Annotated in this window: 12 protein-coding genes; 9 read left to right on the forward strand and 3 right to left on the reverse strand. The window is 35.2% G+C overall.

Going from position 1 to position 16,773, the window contains the following annotated elements; translation table 11 throughout:
* Positions 1–103: 103 nt before the first annotated feature.
* The 9 genes from ACIDC4_RS01400 to ACIDC4_RS01440 all read left to right on the forward strand — a co-directional run bounded on the left by ACIDC4_RS01400 (position 104) and on the right by ACIDC4_RS01440 (position 11,853).
* The gene (locus ACIDC4_RS01400) at positions 104–703 is read left to right on the forward strand and encodes an RNA polymerase sigma-70 factor (RefSeq protein ID WP_412043324.1); all 600 of its coding nucleotides are present in this window, start codon (positions 104–106) and stop codon (positions 701–703) included.
* Positions 704–770: 67 nt separating this feature from the next.
* On the forward strand, positions 771–1,874 hold the full coding sequence (locus tag ACIDC4_RS01405; RefSeq protein WP_412043325.1) for a FecR family protein: 1,104 nt from the start codon (positions 771–773) through the stop codon (positions 1,872–1,874).
* Between the two features lie 10 nt (positions 1,875–1,884).
* A complete protein-coding gene (locus tag ACIDC4_RS01410) occupies positions 1,885–5,244 on the forward strand; it encodes a SusC/RagA family TonB-linked outer membrane protein (RefSeq protein ID WP_412043326.1) in 3,360 nt (1,119 codons plus the stop codon).
* A 4-nt stretch (positions 5,245–5,248) separates the two neighbouring features.
* A complete protein-coding gene (locus ACIDC4_RS01415; protein ID WP_412043327.1) occupies positions 5,249–6,706 on the forward strand; it encodes a RagB/SusD family nutrient uptake outer membrane protein in 1,458 nt (485 codons plus the stop codon).
* Entirely contained in the window at positions 6,693–8,159 is a 1,467-nt protein-coding gene (locus ACIDC4_RS01420) for a hypothetical protein (protein ID WP_412043328.1), read from the forward strand. The genes ACIDC4_RS01415 and ACIDC4_RS01420 overlap by 14 nt, the downstream gene beginning before the upstream one ends.
* Positions 8,160–8,355: 196 nt before the next feature.
* On the forward strand, positions 8,356–9,498 hold the full coding sequence (locus ACIDC4_RS01425) for a cytochrome-c peroxidase (protein WP_412043329.1): 1,143 nt from the start codon (positions 8,356–8,358) through the stop codon (positions 9,496–9,498).
* A gap of 365 nt (positions 9,499–9,863) precedes the next feature.
* Positions 9,864–10,514 (forward strand): VOC family protein, encoded by a 651-nt coding sequence (locus ACIDC4_RS01430; protein WP_412043330.1) that lies wholly within the window; start codon positions 9,864–9,866, stop codon positions 10,512–10,514.
* Between the two features lie 131 nt (positions 10,515–10,645).
* The gene (locus ACIDC4_RS01435) at positions 10,646–11,347 is read left to right on the forward strand and encodes a hypothetical protein (protein WP_412043331.1); all 702 of its coding nucleotides are present in this window, start codon (positions 10,646–10,648) and stop codon (positions 11,345–11,347) included.
* 107 nt (positions 11,348–11,454) lie between these two features.
* Positions 11,455–11,853 carry a tautomerase family protein gene (locus ACIDC4_RS01440; protein WP_412043332.1) on the forward strand — a complete coding sequence of 133 codons (399 nt, stop codon included), beginning with the start codon at positions 11,455–11,457 and terminating at the stop codon, positions 11,851–11,853.
* Positions 11,854–11,922: 69 nt separating this feature from the next.
* Here ACIDC4_RS01440 and ACIDC4_RS01445 read toward each other — a convergent pair whose 3' ends face one another.
* The 3 genes from ACIDC4_RS01445 to ACIDC4_RS01455 form a co-directional block, all read right to left on the reverse strand.
* Entirely contained in the window at positions 11,923–13,929 is a 2,007-nt protein-coding gene (locus tag ACIDC4_RS01445; RefSeq protein WP_412043333.1) for a heavy metal translocating P-type ATPase, read from the reverse strand.
* Positions 13,930–14,215: 286 nt separating this feature from the next.
* Positions 14,216–15,499, reverse strand: a complete 1,284-nt coding sequence (locus ACIDC4_RS01450) for an efflux RND transporter periplasmic adaptor subunit (RefSeq protein WP_412043334.1) — start codon at positions 15,497–15,499, stop codon at positions 14,216–14,218.
* 1 nt (position 15,500) lies between these two features.
* Positions 15,501–16,760 carry a TolC family protein gene (locus ACIDC4_RS01455; RefSeq protein ID WP_412043335.1) on the reverse strand — a complete coding sequence of 420 codons (1,260 nt, stop codon included), beginning with the start codon at positions 16,758–16,760 and terminating at the stop codon, positions 15,501–15,503.
* Positions 16,761–16,773: the final 13 nt, after the last annotated feature.

Here is a 16,773-nt window from a genome sequence, read left to right on the forward strand (position 1 = left end):
TTAGAATTAATATAAATAAACTTTTATATTTGCCGCTTTCAGTGCAAAAAAGGTCTTTTTATTAAATTGCCTATATTGCTTTCTAAAAAGTGATTCTCTTATAATGAATAATAATTCCAGTTTCGAACTACATCTTTTTGAATCTTTCAAAGAAGGAGACGAAACTGCTTTCACTTATTTTTACGATAAATACTTTCGCAGAATCACCGCTTTTAGTGTTCAGTTTATTTATGATAAAGATGAAGCTGAAAATCTGGCGCAGGAAGCTCTTTTGTATTTGTGGCAAAACAAGGAAACTGTCGAATCGCTAAACGGTATACAATCTTTTTTATATACTTATGCCAAATCGAAATGCCTGAATATGATTCGGCATAATAAGGTAAAGGATAAATTCAAGAGTGAAGTTTTAAACCAAAAAGAAAGAGAACTGGATATCGAAATCTTAAATTCGGTGCAGTTTGATACTTTAGAATTAACCGAACTTGAACGTTTAATTCAGGAATCGATAAGCGATCTTCCGCCCAAAACCCGCGAAGTTTTTATAAAAAAGCGTTTCGAAAATAAAAAAAATGCAGAAATCGCCGAAGAAATGCAAGTAACCTTAAAAGCTGTAGAAGCCCATATGACAAAGGCTTTGAAGATTTTAAAAACAAAATTATCAGATTATCTGTTCTTAATCTTTATCCTTATTTGTAATAATTAAAAATAAAAGGTAGGGTATTTTATTTCTGAAGTGTACTTACTAAAACGAGAAGTTCAAAAACTTAAATATGACATCGGAAATCATTTATAAATACCTTTCGAACGAAGCTTCAGAACAAGAAGTTCAAATGCTGTTTGAATGGATTGATGCTTCGGAAGAAAATAAAAAGCATTTTATTACGCTAAAGAAAACCTGGGCGTTAACGGCACTTTCTGAAGATATTTCGACAGCATCAACTCCGGTAATTGCTATTCAGCCTAAAAAGAAAGTAATTCAGTATTTGAAATATGCTGCGGTATTTTTGGTTTTATTTGGTTTAGGAAAATTAGCTTTCGATTTTAATCAGAAAGCAAAATCTTCAAAAGAAATTGTTTTAGAATTAGCCAATGGCCGTTCTGAATATATTACAAAAGACAACCAAACGAAACTTGTAAATGACAAAGGCGATTTGATTGCGAAGAAATTTTCTAACCAAATTATTTATTTTGGAAAAGTTCAGGATCAGGAAGTGGTTTACAATACGCTAAAAGTGCCTTACGGGAAAAAGTTTAAACTTACCCTTTCTGACGGGACTGTTGTGAGTTTAAATTCAGGAACTACCTTAAAATATCCGGAGCAATTTGGCATTAACGGAAAAAGAAATGTATACCTAACCGGTGAAGCTTTTTTTGAAGTGGCCAAAGACAAACAGCATCCTTTTATTGTAAACGCCAATCAGGTTGATATTGAAGTTTTGGGAACGAAATTCAATGTAAGTGCTTATCCTGAAAACCCAACTGTAAATGGTACTTTGGTCGAAGGAAGCATTGAGATGTATGAAGCCGACAACAAACTAAATGCGGTTTTGCTTCAACCCAATCAAATGGCAACATGGAATAATAACTCCAAAAAAATTATAACAAAAGAAGTTGACCCAGGCTTTTATTCGGCATGGACAAAAGGTGAACTTGCTTTTAAAGATACCCCATTCTCTACTATCGCTAAAATAATTCAGCGTACCTACGACGTTGAAATTATCAATGAAAATGCTGTTTTGGCCAAACAGAATTTTACAGGAACGATTAAAATTAGCGAATCCAGTGTCGAAAATATTTTAGAACTTCTAAAACGTGACACGCCATTTAATTATTCCGTTAAAGGAAATACGATAACCATTACCAATCTTCCATAACTAAATAAACATGACTTTTACGATACACGATTTAAGGAAAATTCTATTTTTCCTAGCCTTGCTTTTATCCAGTTTTAAAGGTTTTTCTCAGAATAAAAACATCAGTTTACAGCTTAAAAACAAACCTATTAGTTTGATTATTAAAGCTATTGAAGAACAAACCGATTTTAGGATTATTTATAACGCCAGAAAAATTGATGCTGAGCAACTGGCAGATATTAATGTTCAGAATGTGAGTTTAGAAACTGCTCTAACGCAACTATTTGCCGGTAAAAATATTTCGTTTTACATCCAGAAAAAACAGGTTTTATTAACGAACGCTGCTCCTGCTCCATCAGCTGCGACATCTTCTGATGAAAAAGAAAGATTCATTAGTGGAACGGTTTATACTGCCAAAGACAAACAACCGCTTCCCGGCGCGACGATTCGCATAAAAGGAACAGGAATGGGCGCTATAACTGATTTTAATGGAAAATTTGTATATCAGTTAAAAGGAAACGACATCAACAATCTGGTGCTTGAAGTTGGATTTTTAGGAATGGAACCTCAATTACAAAAAGCAGATGACAAAAAGCAGTTTGTTTTTTATTTGAAAGAAGCTACAGACGAATTAAATCCTGTCGTAATTACGTCTTCCTATGGAACTACAAAACTAAAAGAAGAGATTGTAGGGAGTATTTCGACCTTATATGCAAAAGATATTGCTGTTGAGCAGGCTTCAGAAAGTATCGATAAAATGATTACAGGCCAAATCGCCGGTGTGATGGTTGAAAATACTTCCGGTGTTGGCGGTCCAGTAAAAATTAATATTCGCGGTCAGGGAACTTTACCGTCTTTGTCTGGTGCAAGAACCGGAACTTCGAGTCAGCCGCTTATTATTATAGACGGTGTCATCATGGGAGAAGAATACGGAATCGACAGTGCTTACTTTAGTGGAAACGGAGATTTTACTGAAAATTTTGGTAATCCGCTGATGAAAATTGCTCCGGAAAATATCGAAAGTATTTCGGTTCTTAAAGATGCGGCGGCTGTAGGTATTTATGGTGCTGACGGAGCTAATGGCGTTATTTTGATTACGACAAAAAAAGGAAAAAAAGGAAAAACACAATTTGGATTCTCTAACCAGCTTGGGATTTCATCGGCCATCAATCAGATTAAATATCTTAGCGGAGAGCAATATAACGAGCTTAGAAACGAATTTGTAAAAAATACTACTCCAAGTGCTGCCCTGACTCCATACAATGGTGTTAATACGGATTGGTTTGGTTTACTGAATCAATCAGGAATTTTCAATAAATATAATTTCAATGTTTCCGGCTCCACATCAAAAATCTCCTATCGCACCAACATTAGCTATACAAAAATTGATGAACCTCAAATGGGTAACAATACCAAACAATTGAATGCGGGAATTAATTTAGGTTACAACTCTGATAAACTGAATATTAGCTTAGTACTAAATCCAAGTTACATCGAGAAAACTGCACCAAATATTTTTTATTCTTTTGCTTACCTCCCTACTCTTTCACCTTATAATCCAGATGGATCATACTCGCTTTTAGGTGTTAGCGGTATGATGAGAGGAAACCCGCTGGCTGCGATCGAACAAAACAAAAATCAAGCAAAAACTTATGGCATCTTAGGTAGTTTAAGTCTTTCATATCAACTAAGTAATGCGATAAAATTCTCTACGCTTTTTGGTATGGATTACTCAGATAAAGATCAGGATCGTTATTTTTCGGCTGAAAATGAAAGCGGTCAGTTTCCCGGAACTTTTGTTTTAGACAATACTACTTACAGAAGATGGGGACGCCGACTTTTAAACCAGCGAAATGCCACTAAATGGAACTGGCAGGGACAAGCTTTGTTTAATAAACAGTTTACTGAAAATCATGCTATTGATGGTGTTGTTGGTTTTGAAATTTCTGAGGATAAAACGAATTTTGATTATCAGTCGGGAATTGGTTTTGTAAATCCCAATGTGATCAATCCAGTCTCTAATGCTTTAATAGATGATAACCCATTAACTACAGATGTAGATGAATCCAAAAATAATCAGACTATTGGAAGTGAAATTAGTTATAACTCAAGGGTGTCTTTATTTTCTCAGGTAAATTATAACTACAAAAAACGATATTATCTATTGGCCAATTTCCGTCGCGATCAAAGTTCTGTCTTTGGAGATGATACTGATGTGGCGAACAATGGCGGTCTTGGAGCAAGTTGGATTATTAGTAATGAAGACTTCCTGAATAATAATTCCTGGATTAACTTTTTAAAAATAAAAACAAGTTACGGTACAACAGGAAACTCAAGAATTGGTTCTTACCGTTCAAAAGGTTTATATAATTATATACAAAACAACTATAATGGCGGAACGGGCGCAACTCCGGGTTCTGCCCCAAACGGAAAGTTAAGCTGGGAAAAAAATACGAAGTTTAATGCCGGAATCGATTTTAATATTTTCAATCGTGTAGAGTTTTCTGTAGAGTATTATCGTGATGATAAAAGTGATCTCATTACTACCCGAAACATTCCGACTGAAACGGGTTACAGTTCGATGTTGCTAAATGCTGCAAGCATGTACAATCAGGGTTTTGAATTTCAGACGCGAATTAAGTGGATTACCAACAATAATTTTAAATGGACAACTTCTTTCAATATTTCTACAGTTGATAGTAAAGTAACTGATTTGAAAGGCTTAGGAAGCGAATTTTCTACAGCAGAACTTGCTTTGGCTCAAAAAATAGGCTACAGCACCACGACAGTTTGGGGAATAAAATGGGTTGGTGTTGATCCGGCTACAGGAAGAGATTTGGTTACTAAAAACGGACAGGTATATGATCTTAACACGTATAAATCTTTATTTACAATAGCGGACTGGGAACCCATTGGAGATACGCAGGCAAAAGCATACGGCGGATTCAATAATAGTTTTACTTTTTACAACAATTTAGTTTTATCCGTAAGAGGAGATTTTCAATTGGGCGGTGATTTTTTTGCTTCTGATGCTATAATCGACAAATATTCGAATACGTCAAACAGAAATCTTTCTGTAAATGCTGCTAATCACTGGAGAAATCCGGGAGATATCGTTCCGTATCCCGCGGTAACAATTGTTCCTGTTACGGCAAATTTAAGTAAATACGTTTATGATGCGACTTATGTACGATTAAGCAACGTTAATCTTAGTTATAATGTGCCAATAAAAAATATTTTCCTCGATACGCTTTCTGTTTTTGCAGATGCCACAAATGTATTGTATTGGTACAAAGAGAAAAGTCCGAAAGGAATGAACGGAATACGAGAGTTTAGTTATACTTATCCACAGGCAAGAACCATTTCGCTTGGTGTAAATGCAAAATTTTAAGACCATGAATTATTTAAAATACATCACAACAGCATTCCTTATTTTTTCATTGCAAAGCTGCAGTGATTTTCTGGAACAGGAACCGGGAACACAAACTTCTATAGATGAACTTCTGCAAAATAAGGAAGGTGTTTTAATTGCTTTAAAAGGGCTTTACCGCACTGTAGAAGGAACAGTAAGAGAAGAACGCTTTTCTGTTTATTCAGATTTACAAGGCGGAAACATCAAATTCACACCAAATTCTTCAGGAAGCAGCTTAGGACAAATTACACCGGGAGTTAATCTTAGAGAGGTATATTCTTTTGAAGATGTAGAAGAGACCAGTAATTTTGCATCATTTTACAGTGGTAATTACAGCATTATCAATCAGGCTAATTTAATTTTAGAATATACTCCCAATCTAAAAGATGCAACCGAAACCGAAAAAAATCAAATAAAAGCAGAAGCCTTAACCATTAGAGCGTATGCCCATTTTGTTTTATCACAGATTTATTGCCAGGATTACGGTTATACACCTGACGCTTCGCATTTAGGTATTGTCTATAATACCGAATCGATAAAATCAGGACTTAAATATCCAAAAAGAGAAACTCTGGCAAACACGTATTCCTTCATTATTAATGACTTAAAAACAGCGATCGATAATTATTCTGACACTGCTGCTATGCCGGGTCCTGTTTATTCTTACTTCAATAGAAATAATGCAAAAGCCTTATTGGCAAGAGTTTATTTGTATAAAAAAGACTGGACAAAAGCTTACGAAACTGCCAATGATGTAATTGAAAACTCCGGATTTAAATTAGTAAATTCTTCTGATTTGATAGCTCAATGGGCACAGCCTGATCTTCCTGTTTCTGAAGCTTTGCTAGAATTTTCAGTTCCAAAGGATTCAGAAAGCGCCGTATCAACATCAATGTCCAATTATTTTGGTGTTACTTCAACCACTTATGCCCATTATGTAGCTTCAAACGACCTCGTTGATCTTTACGAAAATAATGATTTAAGAAAACAATTATTTCTTACTGTAGATCTTCAGACTTTAGTAAATGGAGTTTTAACTTATGTTCCTTACAACTTTACCCGTAAATTTCAGGATAATGCAGGTTACGTGGCCTTTAGATTAAGTGAAATGTATTTGATTCGTGCCGAGGCTGCTCTTGAAAACAATCAGCCAGCCCTTGCAATGGCCGATATTAATACCATTCGCGCACGTGCTAATGCAACTTTATTATCTAATACCGCTAACCTCAAAGAAGATATCCTTTTAGAAAGAAGAAAAGAACTTTGTTTTGAAGGACATTTGTTCTTTGATCTAGTTCGCAACCATAAAGGAATTACAAGAAACGACGGTTGTATTTCGACAAATTGCAGTATGGTTTATCCGTCGCTAAAATTCGTATTACCTATACCACAATACAATATTAATCTTAATTCAAACTTACAACAAAATGAATCTTATTAAGATATTCAGCCTATTTACCATAGCATTGCTATTGGGTTCATGCTCAAAAGACGATTATAAATTGGGTTCAGGAGTAGATCCTTTTTTAAGGTTTAACTTTATGGTAAGCACTAGTAATGTTCCGTTGGAATATCCGGCAGTAAGCGCAATTATAGTTCCTCAGTCTACTTATAAAAATAGTTCAGTAAAAACTTTGAAAGTTCCGGTTGCCCTAACAGCCAACTCTTTAAAAGGTCCTGTAACTGCTACTTTTAGTGCAGTATCATCAAATGGCGACAACGAAAGTTTTACAGTAAATCCGGTCAATAAATTAGTATTTGAAGGAAGTAAGGTAACAGATACTATTTTTGTTTCTTTTGATAAAAGATGGACGGCCAATCAAAGCATTAATTTAAAATTGGAAACTGTATCTGATCCCGAAATTCATATTGGAAATTTAAATTCAACTTATCCTAATGATACCTTTAAGATCGATTTAGAAACCATTACAACCAATTATACTTTTCCGGTTAACCAATATTTAATAAAAGGAGAAATTGGTGAGACATTCGATTTTAAAGTAAATTTCCCTAACGGATTTTTTCCTTCGGAAATAGAAAATGCGTCAATTTTTAAATTTCAAAATGGTTTTGAATATTCGCTTACCCATGATGATTTTGGCGACAACAGAAATTCAATAACTTATCATTTTACGCTGTTGGAAGATATTCAAAATGACGATGCACGTTATGAATCAAAAATAACCTTAGTAAATATTCCAAATTACAATGCAACCGGAAGTATCAACTTAACAATTGTAAAACCAATAAAATCACCACGAGATTTACAGGCATATCCCGCATCAAAATTTACAGATCCTACGAATGCTTTTTATTTAACTTATGGTGAACACTGGTTTAACAACAATGGAAATTGCACATGGCAGACTTTTAATGCTTTAACCTTTCCTGTCGTGGTAACGAAGGACAATGAGAATGCAATACTTTACAGTGATAAAGGAACAGCAAATCCTAATGACGATGTGTACCACGATGCCTTTAAAATTGGATTTAATGTTGCTACCGGACCAAATACAGTAAACTCTTTTGGTTTAAAAAGATGGTTCTCAAACGAAAGCGGATCTGCTGCTATTTCTCCCGGATTTAATATTACTTCTGCTCTAGAATTTTTTCCGGAAAACGGAAACAGCAAAACGCAGGGAACCGTATTGGTGATTCCGCAGGATTTAACTATTGGATCCAGTGCATCAAATACTCACATTATTGCTATTTCAGGTGAGGGTACTTATAAGGAAATCAGTGCCGGTTTGTTTGAAATCTCATTTGAGTTAAAACTCACAAACGATAAACTATTTGGAGGAACCGTTACGACACAATACAGAATGTATAATAATAGAGTTTATCCAAAACCAACAGCTTTAAGTATCCCGTGTCCTAAGGAAGTTACGCTTTAGATTTTAGTCGCAGTCGCAGTCGCAGTCGCAGTCGCAGTCGCAGTCGCAGTCGCAGTCGCAGTCGCAGTCGCACTAACTTTGTCAAAGTTTAAAACTTTGACAAAGTTTTCTGAAAACGCAAACTGAGACTGAGACTGAAAACTGAGACTGAAAACTGAGACTTGAAATCTGAAACAAATCAAACAAAAACAAAAAATTGAAAAAACTAATCGTCCCTATCCTATTACTCCTGAGTTTAACGGCTTACAAAAGCGTTGAACAACCTGATTATATAGACATTCAGGAATTGAGAAAACTATATTCCAGCGGAGATGCTACGAAATGGCCCGCAGCGGAATTACACGAAAATGTCGATAAAGCTACATTTCAGGATATCGGCGTGCTTCCTGCTGTTCCGTATCCGGATTATAACCCATACTCAAAAGAAAAAGAAAGTCTGGGTAAAATATTATTTTTCGATCCCAGATTATCTCTCAGCGGACAAATTGCCTGCGCTTCCTGCCATAATCCAGAATTGGGCTGGACCGATAATTTAACACGTTCTTTTGGGCACGATCGCCAAACGGGGAAACGTAATTCGATGACGATTTTAAACTCGGCGTATGCCACATCCTTATTTTGGGACGGACGCGCAAAGAGTTTGGAAGATCAGGCACAATTCCCGATTGGAGATCCGCTTGAAATGAATGAAAAACTGACGATTGCCGTTGATAAAATCGCAAAAATAAAAGGTTACAATACTCTTTTTACTGATGCTTTTGGAGATAAAAAAGTTAATCTGCAAAGAATACAATATGCCATTGCAACTTTCGAAAGATCGATTAATAGCCCAAAAAGTAAATTTGATAATTTCATTAGCGGAAAATCTGAAGCCTATACAGATGCTCAGGTAAAAGGCCTGCATTTATTCAGAACCAAAGCGCAATGTATCAATTGCCATAATACGCCTTATTTCAGCGACAATCAGTTTCATAATGACGGTCAAACTTTATTCGGAACAAAAAATGAAGATTTCGGGCGCTATAATGTTACAAAAGATGTAAAAGACATTGGCAAATTTAGAACACCAACATTGCGTGAAGTGGCCAATACAAAACCCTGGATGCATCACGGACATTTCCCGACTTTACTGGATGTGGTGGAATTGTACAACTTAGGAAACCCTTCTCCTGTTCAGAAAAAATATCTGGGAACAGCAAGAGATTCATTAATTCCAAAAGCAGATCCTATGCTTAAAAAACTGAATTTAAACAAAGAAGAAATCAGCGATCTTTTGGCTTTTATAGAAACGTTGAGCACGCCAACACGAAGAATTATGACGCCAACAATGCCTAAGTAAAATGATTTGCAAATTGTCCCAAAATTCTCAAATCTACTAAGCCTGTTTCTTTTATGAAATGGGCTTTTTTTTATTTTAAACACATAGAAACATAGCTCAACTAAATGCAGAAAGACGTTTCACTACAAATAAATCTCATAGCACTTTGTGAAAAAATCATGATTTTCTAAAAGTATCTAAATTGCAGTTTTAAATCTATGTTTCCATGTGTTTAAAAAATTAGGCATTACAATAAGAGAAACTTTAATCATAATTTACTATCCTTTCATTGAAGTATAAAATAGCTTGTGAATCGCAATCCTTCCATCATTTCTTAAATTTGTTTGAAACGAAAGAAGCTTTTTCTTCTTATAAAAAATACCGCCATGAAGTTAGCACACATTCAAATTCAATCCAGCGATATACAACAAACTGCCACTTTTTATAAAGACATTCTTGAGCTGCATATTATAGAAAAAACCAAAGAATCGGTGAGCATTCAGGCGGGAGATTCTGTTTTGGAATTCGTTGAAAATCCTGAGTTTAAATCTATTTATCATTTTGCTTTTAATATTCCGGAAAACAAGTTAGACGAAGCCATTAATTGGTGTAAAAGCAAAGTAGATTTAATTTTTATTGAAGATCAAAAAGTCATTACCAATTTCGAAAACTGGAATGCCAATGCGGTTTATTTCTACGACAATAATGGCAATTTGTTAGAATTTATTGCCCGTCATGACCTTGATAATGCGCAAACAGAAGCATTCAGCTCAAAAGCTATTTTAAATATTAGTGAAATAGGAATCGTGAATGAAAATCCATTAGCATTAGGAAAACAATTGATCGCACAACACGGCTTAGAATTCTTTAGCAAAAATGCCAATAGCGAACTTTTTGCTGCCGTTGGTGATGATGAAGGTTTGCTGATTATGGTTAAACCAAATAGAAACTGGTATCCTACACAAACACCTTCTGAAAGTAATAAAATCGAAGTTAGAATTGAGAATAAAGGGAATAAAATAGAATTAAATTTTTAATAATGCGAAATATCTCTATTATTTCATGGAGTTTATTATTAATATTATAACTTCATTTTTTATATTTGTTGAGAAATAATTCTAAAAAGAATTACTTCTTTGACTCTTATTGAATAATTGAAGGCTCTTTTATGTCTAAGATTCCAAAAAAAAAAATTATTACATCTTCTCAAAATATACAAAGTATTATAGAAATACCTGCAGAATTTAAAGAAACAATATTTCCTGAAAGCTTTAGTAGTGACTGGTTTAAATTAAATCATGCTGATGATTTTGGGGTTAGTATTGTTAATGACAAACTACACGTTAAAAAAATTGAGAGAACAAATATATGTGAGCTTAAAATTGATACAGGTACACTTAAAGGTGTAAATAACGGAGAATGGGGAGGCCGATTGACCTTTATACCTAATGACACTTCTAAAAAAGAAATTACCGTTGCCGGAGGAAACATAATATCTATATTTCGTTTTAAAGATAAAATATATTTCATAGAAGGATTTGCGCACTTAACTTTCAGTTTTGGAGCAATGTATGAGTTAAATATAGTAGGGAAAAAATTTATAGAAAAAAAAGTTATTGATTTTATTGATGCCCCATCTGCTTTAACGATCTATGATGATAAAATTCTAATTGTAACTCGTAAAAAATTTTATATTATAAAAGGATACAGAAAGCGACTCATTTTAAAAAATGCTTTTTGGGAATGTTTATATCCAATCTCAGTAGTCGCAATTAATGATGAAAATGTTTTTATTGGTATGAGAGGTGGCATTGCAAAACTTAATTTAACTAATAAAGATTTATTTTTTTATACTAACTGTCTGTTATAATATATTAAGAAAGTATCTAACATAATTGTAGTGTTTTTTTTTAAAATCTTGTTAATCTTTTAAAAAGAGCCATTATATTTGTTAGTATATCATTAAATAAAAACAAAATGCCATTCGTTAGAATCAGCCTTCCCAAAAAGCTTTCATTAGAAACAAAAAATACTATTTCAGCATCTGTTCATGAATCTTTAATAGCCGAATTTAATATCCCAAAAGACGATTATTTTCATGTCATTGAAGAACTGGAATCGCATCAGATAAAATATCCTGAAACTTATCTTGGCATTTCACATTCTGAAGATATTATTTACGTGCAAATCACGGCAGGACAAGGAAGAACATTAGAACAAAAGAAAAAATTATACCATCAGATTGCGACACGAATTTCGACCTCAACCGAAATTTTGATCAATAATGTGATCATTGTTTTATTAGAAAATAATGGTTTAGAGAATTGGTCTTTTGGTAATGGAGAAGTTCAGGTACCAACGCATTTAAAGAAATAATTCTATAAATAAGAAAATCCCAATTCAAAATTAATGAATTGGGATTTTGTTTTATTTGAATGAATTAATTTAAAACTTCATCTTCTGAATCCTCACGGCATTTAAAATTGCCAGTAACGCTACTCCAACATCGGCAAAAACAGCTTCCCACATTGTGGCAAGTCCGCCGGCACCCAAAATCAGTACAAAAGCTTTTACGACAAAAGCCAGCGTGATATTTTGCCAGACGATTTTTTTGGTTTGTTTCCCTATATTGATCGCCATCGCAATCTTGCTTGGTTTATCGTCCTGAATCACAACATCGGCAGTTTCGATGGTGGCATCACTTCCTAAACCTCCCATGGCAATACCTACGGTACTTAACGCGATAACAGGCGCATCATTTACACCATCGCCCACAAAAGCAACGGTTTCGTTTTTGGCTTTAATCTCGTTTAGTTTGTCGACCTTGCCTTCCGGAAGTAAATCTCCAAAAGCATTTGTGATACCTAATTTATCTGCAACAAATTGTACAACATTGGTTTTATCTCCACTTAGCATGGTAACTTTAACGCCTAATGCTTTTAATTTGCTTACTGCTTCCTGCGCATCTTCTTTTATTTCATCGGCAATAGTCAAATATCCTGCAAACTTATTACCATATGCAATGGCAATCGTCGTATAAACAACCGAATTTGGATCAATATCATATGAAATGTTGAATTTATCCATCAATTTGAAATTCCCAACATGCAACTCTTTTCCGTTGATCTCGGCTTTTAAACCATGTCCCGAAATTTCTTCCACGTTTTTCAACTCGACTGAAGCATCAATCTGCCCTACATGATTGTGAATGGCCGTTGCGACGGGATGCGTGCTTTGGCTTTCGAGAACATTAACGAGTTTCAGAATCTCTTCTTTATCAAAACCTTCCTGAATAATAACTTCCTGAACTTTAAAAACACCTTCGGTCATGGTGCCGGTTTTATCCATTACCACATTCTGAATGGTTGAAATACTATCAAGAAAATTACTTCCTTTAAACAAAATTCCGTTTTTACTCGCCGCACCAATTCCGCCAAAATACCCTAACGGAATGCTAATTACCAAGGCACAAGGACATGAAATTACCAGAAATACCAAAGCTCTGTACAACCAATCACTAAAGACGTAATTGTCTACAAAAAACCATGGTAATACACAAATAGCAATCGCCAGATACACGACGATTGGCGTATAAATCTTGGCAAATTTCCTAATAAACAATTCCGCAGGCGCTTTTTTGGTCGTGGCATTTTGTACCATTTCCAGAATCTTAGACAATTTACTGTCCTTATAAGCCGTGGTTACTTTTACCAGTGCAATAGTGTTTCCGTTGATCATTCCGGCCAGAACTGTTTCACCTTTTACTTTGGTATCGGGCTTGCTTTCGCCTGTTAATGCCGCAGTATTAAACGAAGCAGTATCCGATAATAATTCGCCATCTAAACCTAATTTTTCTCCCGCTTTAAGCTGAATAATCGATCCTATCACAACATCGGCAGCTTTTACTTTTGTGGCAACATTATTTTCTAAAACATTGACTTCGTCAGGACGTTGATCCAGTAAACTTTTAATATTCGATTTCGCACGGCTTACCGCCAATCCCTGAAAGTTTTCTCCAATGGTATAAAACAACATTACAGCAACACCTTCAGGATATTCGCCAATGGCAAAAGCACCGATTGTTGCAATGCACATCAGGAAAAATTCCGAGAAAACGTCGCCTTTCATGATGCTTTCGTAAGCTTCTCTCAAAACCGGAAGTCCAACCGGTAAATAAGCCACGATATACCAGGCAATTCGAACATAACCCGTAAACCAGGTCTGCGGGAAATAATTGTCTAGCCCAATCCCGATAAGTAATAAAACAAACGAGATTATCGCTGGTAAAAATAGTTTAAACAAACCGCCCTCAGCATTATGTTCATGATCATGACCGTCTCTGTGATCGTGTCCGTCATTATCAGAATGAACGGGTTCATCATGTGAACAACAGCAGGTAGATTGTTTGGGTTTCTTTTTTGTTATTTTTTCTTCGGTATGTATATGTTCCATAAAATGAGTTTCAAGTTTTATTTGTTTCAAGTTTAAAGTTTTAAACTTTGTTTAAATATGTTCTAAATTTACGGATTTTGAGCCAATTGTCTATAGGTAGCGTTTTATTTTAATCTCGCAAAGACGCTGAGTCGCAAAGTTTTTTAAGTTTCTTTTGATTTTCTATATTAAAAATTAAAAAAATAATACAAGAAAACTTTGCGCCTTTGAGTCTTTGCGAGCAAATGCTGCACCAGCTAAAAAAACCTAGCATCTTAGTAACTTAGCCACTTAGCGTCTAAAAAAGTTAGTGACTATGCTCTCCCCCGCCTTTCATAGCCGAAAGCACATAAAAAGCACCTTTGGTCACAATCTTAGCTTCCTCATCAATCTTATCTACAAATTTTACTTCGGTAAAACCTAAATCTGTTGTTCCGGGAATTACTTCAATGGCTTTAAAATGAATTTCCTTCTCGTGCACGGCGCCTTTTTCCTCTTTTCCTTCTTCATGTTGATGATCGTCTTTATGATCCTCTTCCTGAACAAAAACAAAATACTTATCTGCATTTCGCACTACAGCATCTTTTGGCAATGCCGGCACGGTGGCATTTATGATATTGATATTGGCCGAAACATACATTCCCGGAATCAGTCCTTTTGCATCATCCAATTCTATTTTGGCATGAACGGCAACGGTTTTACTTTCGTTAGAAAATGATTTATTGATTCCGAATATCTTTCCTTTTATCGATTTGTTCGACTGATTTGTCAGTACAAAATCAATAACTTGTCCGATCGAAATAGAACCCAAATCTTTCTCGTACACATTCAGATCCAAATGCATCTGACTATTATCGACCACTTCAAATAATGTGATTCCGGTTTGTGCATACGCCCCTTTTGCAATTTTGATATTCCCCACATAACCGCTTATTGGCGCTACAATAGGTACCAGCGAAGTACTTCCCTTTGTACTTACATGCAAAGCATCTAATTTATTTTTTGCTGCCTGTGCTCTGGCTCTTTCTGCTGCCAATTTTGATTTTACTTCCTGAAAAACTTTCCTTGGGTTTACATTTTCATCGCTTAAGGTTTTCTGACGATTGTATTCTAATTGCAAGTATTCTATATTGGCTGTAGCCGAATGATAATCTTCCTGCATTTCGATCACTTCCAGATTCTGAATCGTCGCCAGAACTTTTCCTTTGTTGACATAAGTGCCTTCGAGAACAAAAATATCTTTCACGGTTCCTCCTATCAAAGTCGAAACTTCAGCAGAATTTTGCGGCGGAACTGTGGTATAACCGTTGGCTTTTATGACTTTATTTAAGTTTCTGTTTTCTACAAATCCTGTTTCAATCCCGACAGTTTTGTATTGAGATTCGTTTAAAGCTACTTCTGTTTGTGAACTTTCTTCTTCCTGGGGTTCTTCTGTTTTCTTCTCATTGCAGCTTACTATTATAACCGCAAGGCACGCAAAGACAGAAAAGCGCAAGGCACGCAAGGAAATTAAACTTTGCGACCTTTGCGATAAAACTTTGCTCCCGATAGCTATCGGGATTGCGGTTAAGTTTTTAACTATATTTTTCATTTTAATTATTTTTAAGAGATGGAAATTGAAGTTCGATAGCACTTTGATTAAAAGTATGGGTTGCTTCTGTATATTGCTTTTTAATATCAATTGCCTGATTCAAAAAACTGATGTACGCCCAATAACTCATATCGCCATTGGCATAACTTTTTTGTGCCGTATTGATGATCTGATCAGCATATTGCAATCCTTCTTTTTGATAATAATCTAATGCTTTTTGCTGTTTCTTGAAATTATTTTCTAATTCTTGTCGTTGCAAATTCAGCGTTAATTTATTTTTATCTAAAGCCAATTGCGATTGCGAAATACTAATGGATGCAGCCTGGGCTCTGGCCGTATTCACGCCTCCAAACAACGGAATTTGCAATCCGGCTGTAAATCCCTGATACAACGATTTGGTATCAATGGTTTGAGCAAAATAACCCACTCCTATTTTCGGAATTCGCATCGCTTTATACGTATTGGCTTCTTTTTGAGAAACCGAAATCTGCTGTTGGTAATAATCGGTTATTAGACCTTCTGCTTTCGAATTTCCTTCTTCTTTCAGCATCGTATATTGCAACGCTGTTTTGTCATCGGGAACTATGTTTTCATCGGTCTGAACAAAAAATTGCAGCTGCTTTTGGTAAATCGCCAAATCATATTCTAATTGTGCTTTTTGTGTTTCGATCTCTTTTACTTTCGCTTTAGCGCTAATAACTTCAATATTTCCGCTTTCTCCGGTTTGAAAACGGAGTTCTGCATTCTTTAAGAATTTGGTATAAATATCATTCAGTTCCGAATTCAATTTCTGAATCGAAACGCCATACAAATACTGATAATAGGCCAACGTAACGGCTTTTTCAATTTCGTAAGCAGATAAAGCTTTTCTTTTTTCGGCCAGTTTTACCAATTCTTCCTGCAATTGACGATTGGCTTTTGTGATACTTCCCATTGGAAAAAACTGCTGAACCGAAACGTTGTGGTCGTAATCAGCGCTGTTGAATTGCCCGCCTTGATATTGTACTTGCAATGGCTCGGGCTGAAATGCTGTTTTCTTTAGAACGGTTTGCCTTTCTATTTCTTTATCGGCTATTTTTAAGTCGATGTTGTTTGATTTTGCGAGTTCTATGGCTTTTTCTAAGCTGATTTTTTCTTGTGCTGATATATGCGTGGTGGCTAATAGTAATGCAATTAACCGCAATCCCGATAGCCATCGGGAGCAAAGGTTTTTCGCAAAGTTAGCAAAGGGGTTTGCGATTATTTTATATATTGAATTCATGTTTTTTGATCTT

The organism is Flavobacterium sp. C3NV (genome assembly GCF_046825355.2).
In the GTDB taxonomy this organism is placed as follows: Bacteria; Bacteroidota; Bacteroidia; order Flavobacteriales; family Flavobacteriaceae; genus Flavobacterium.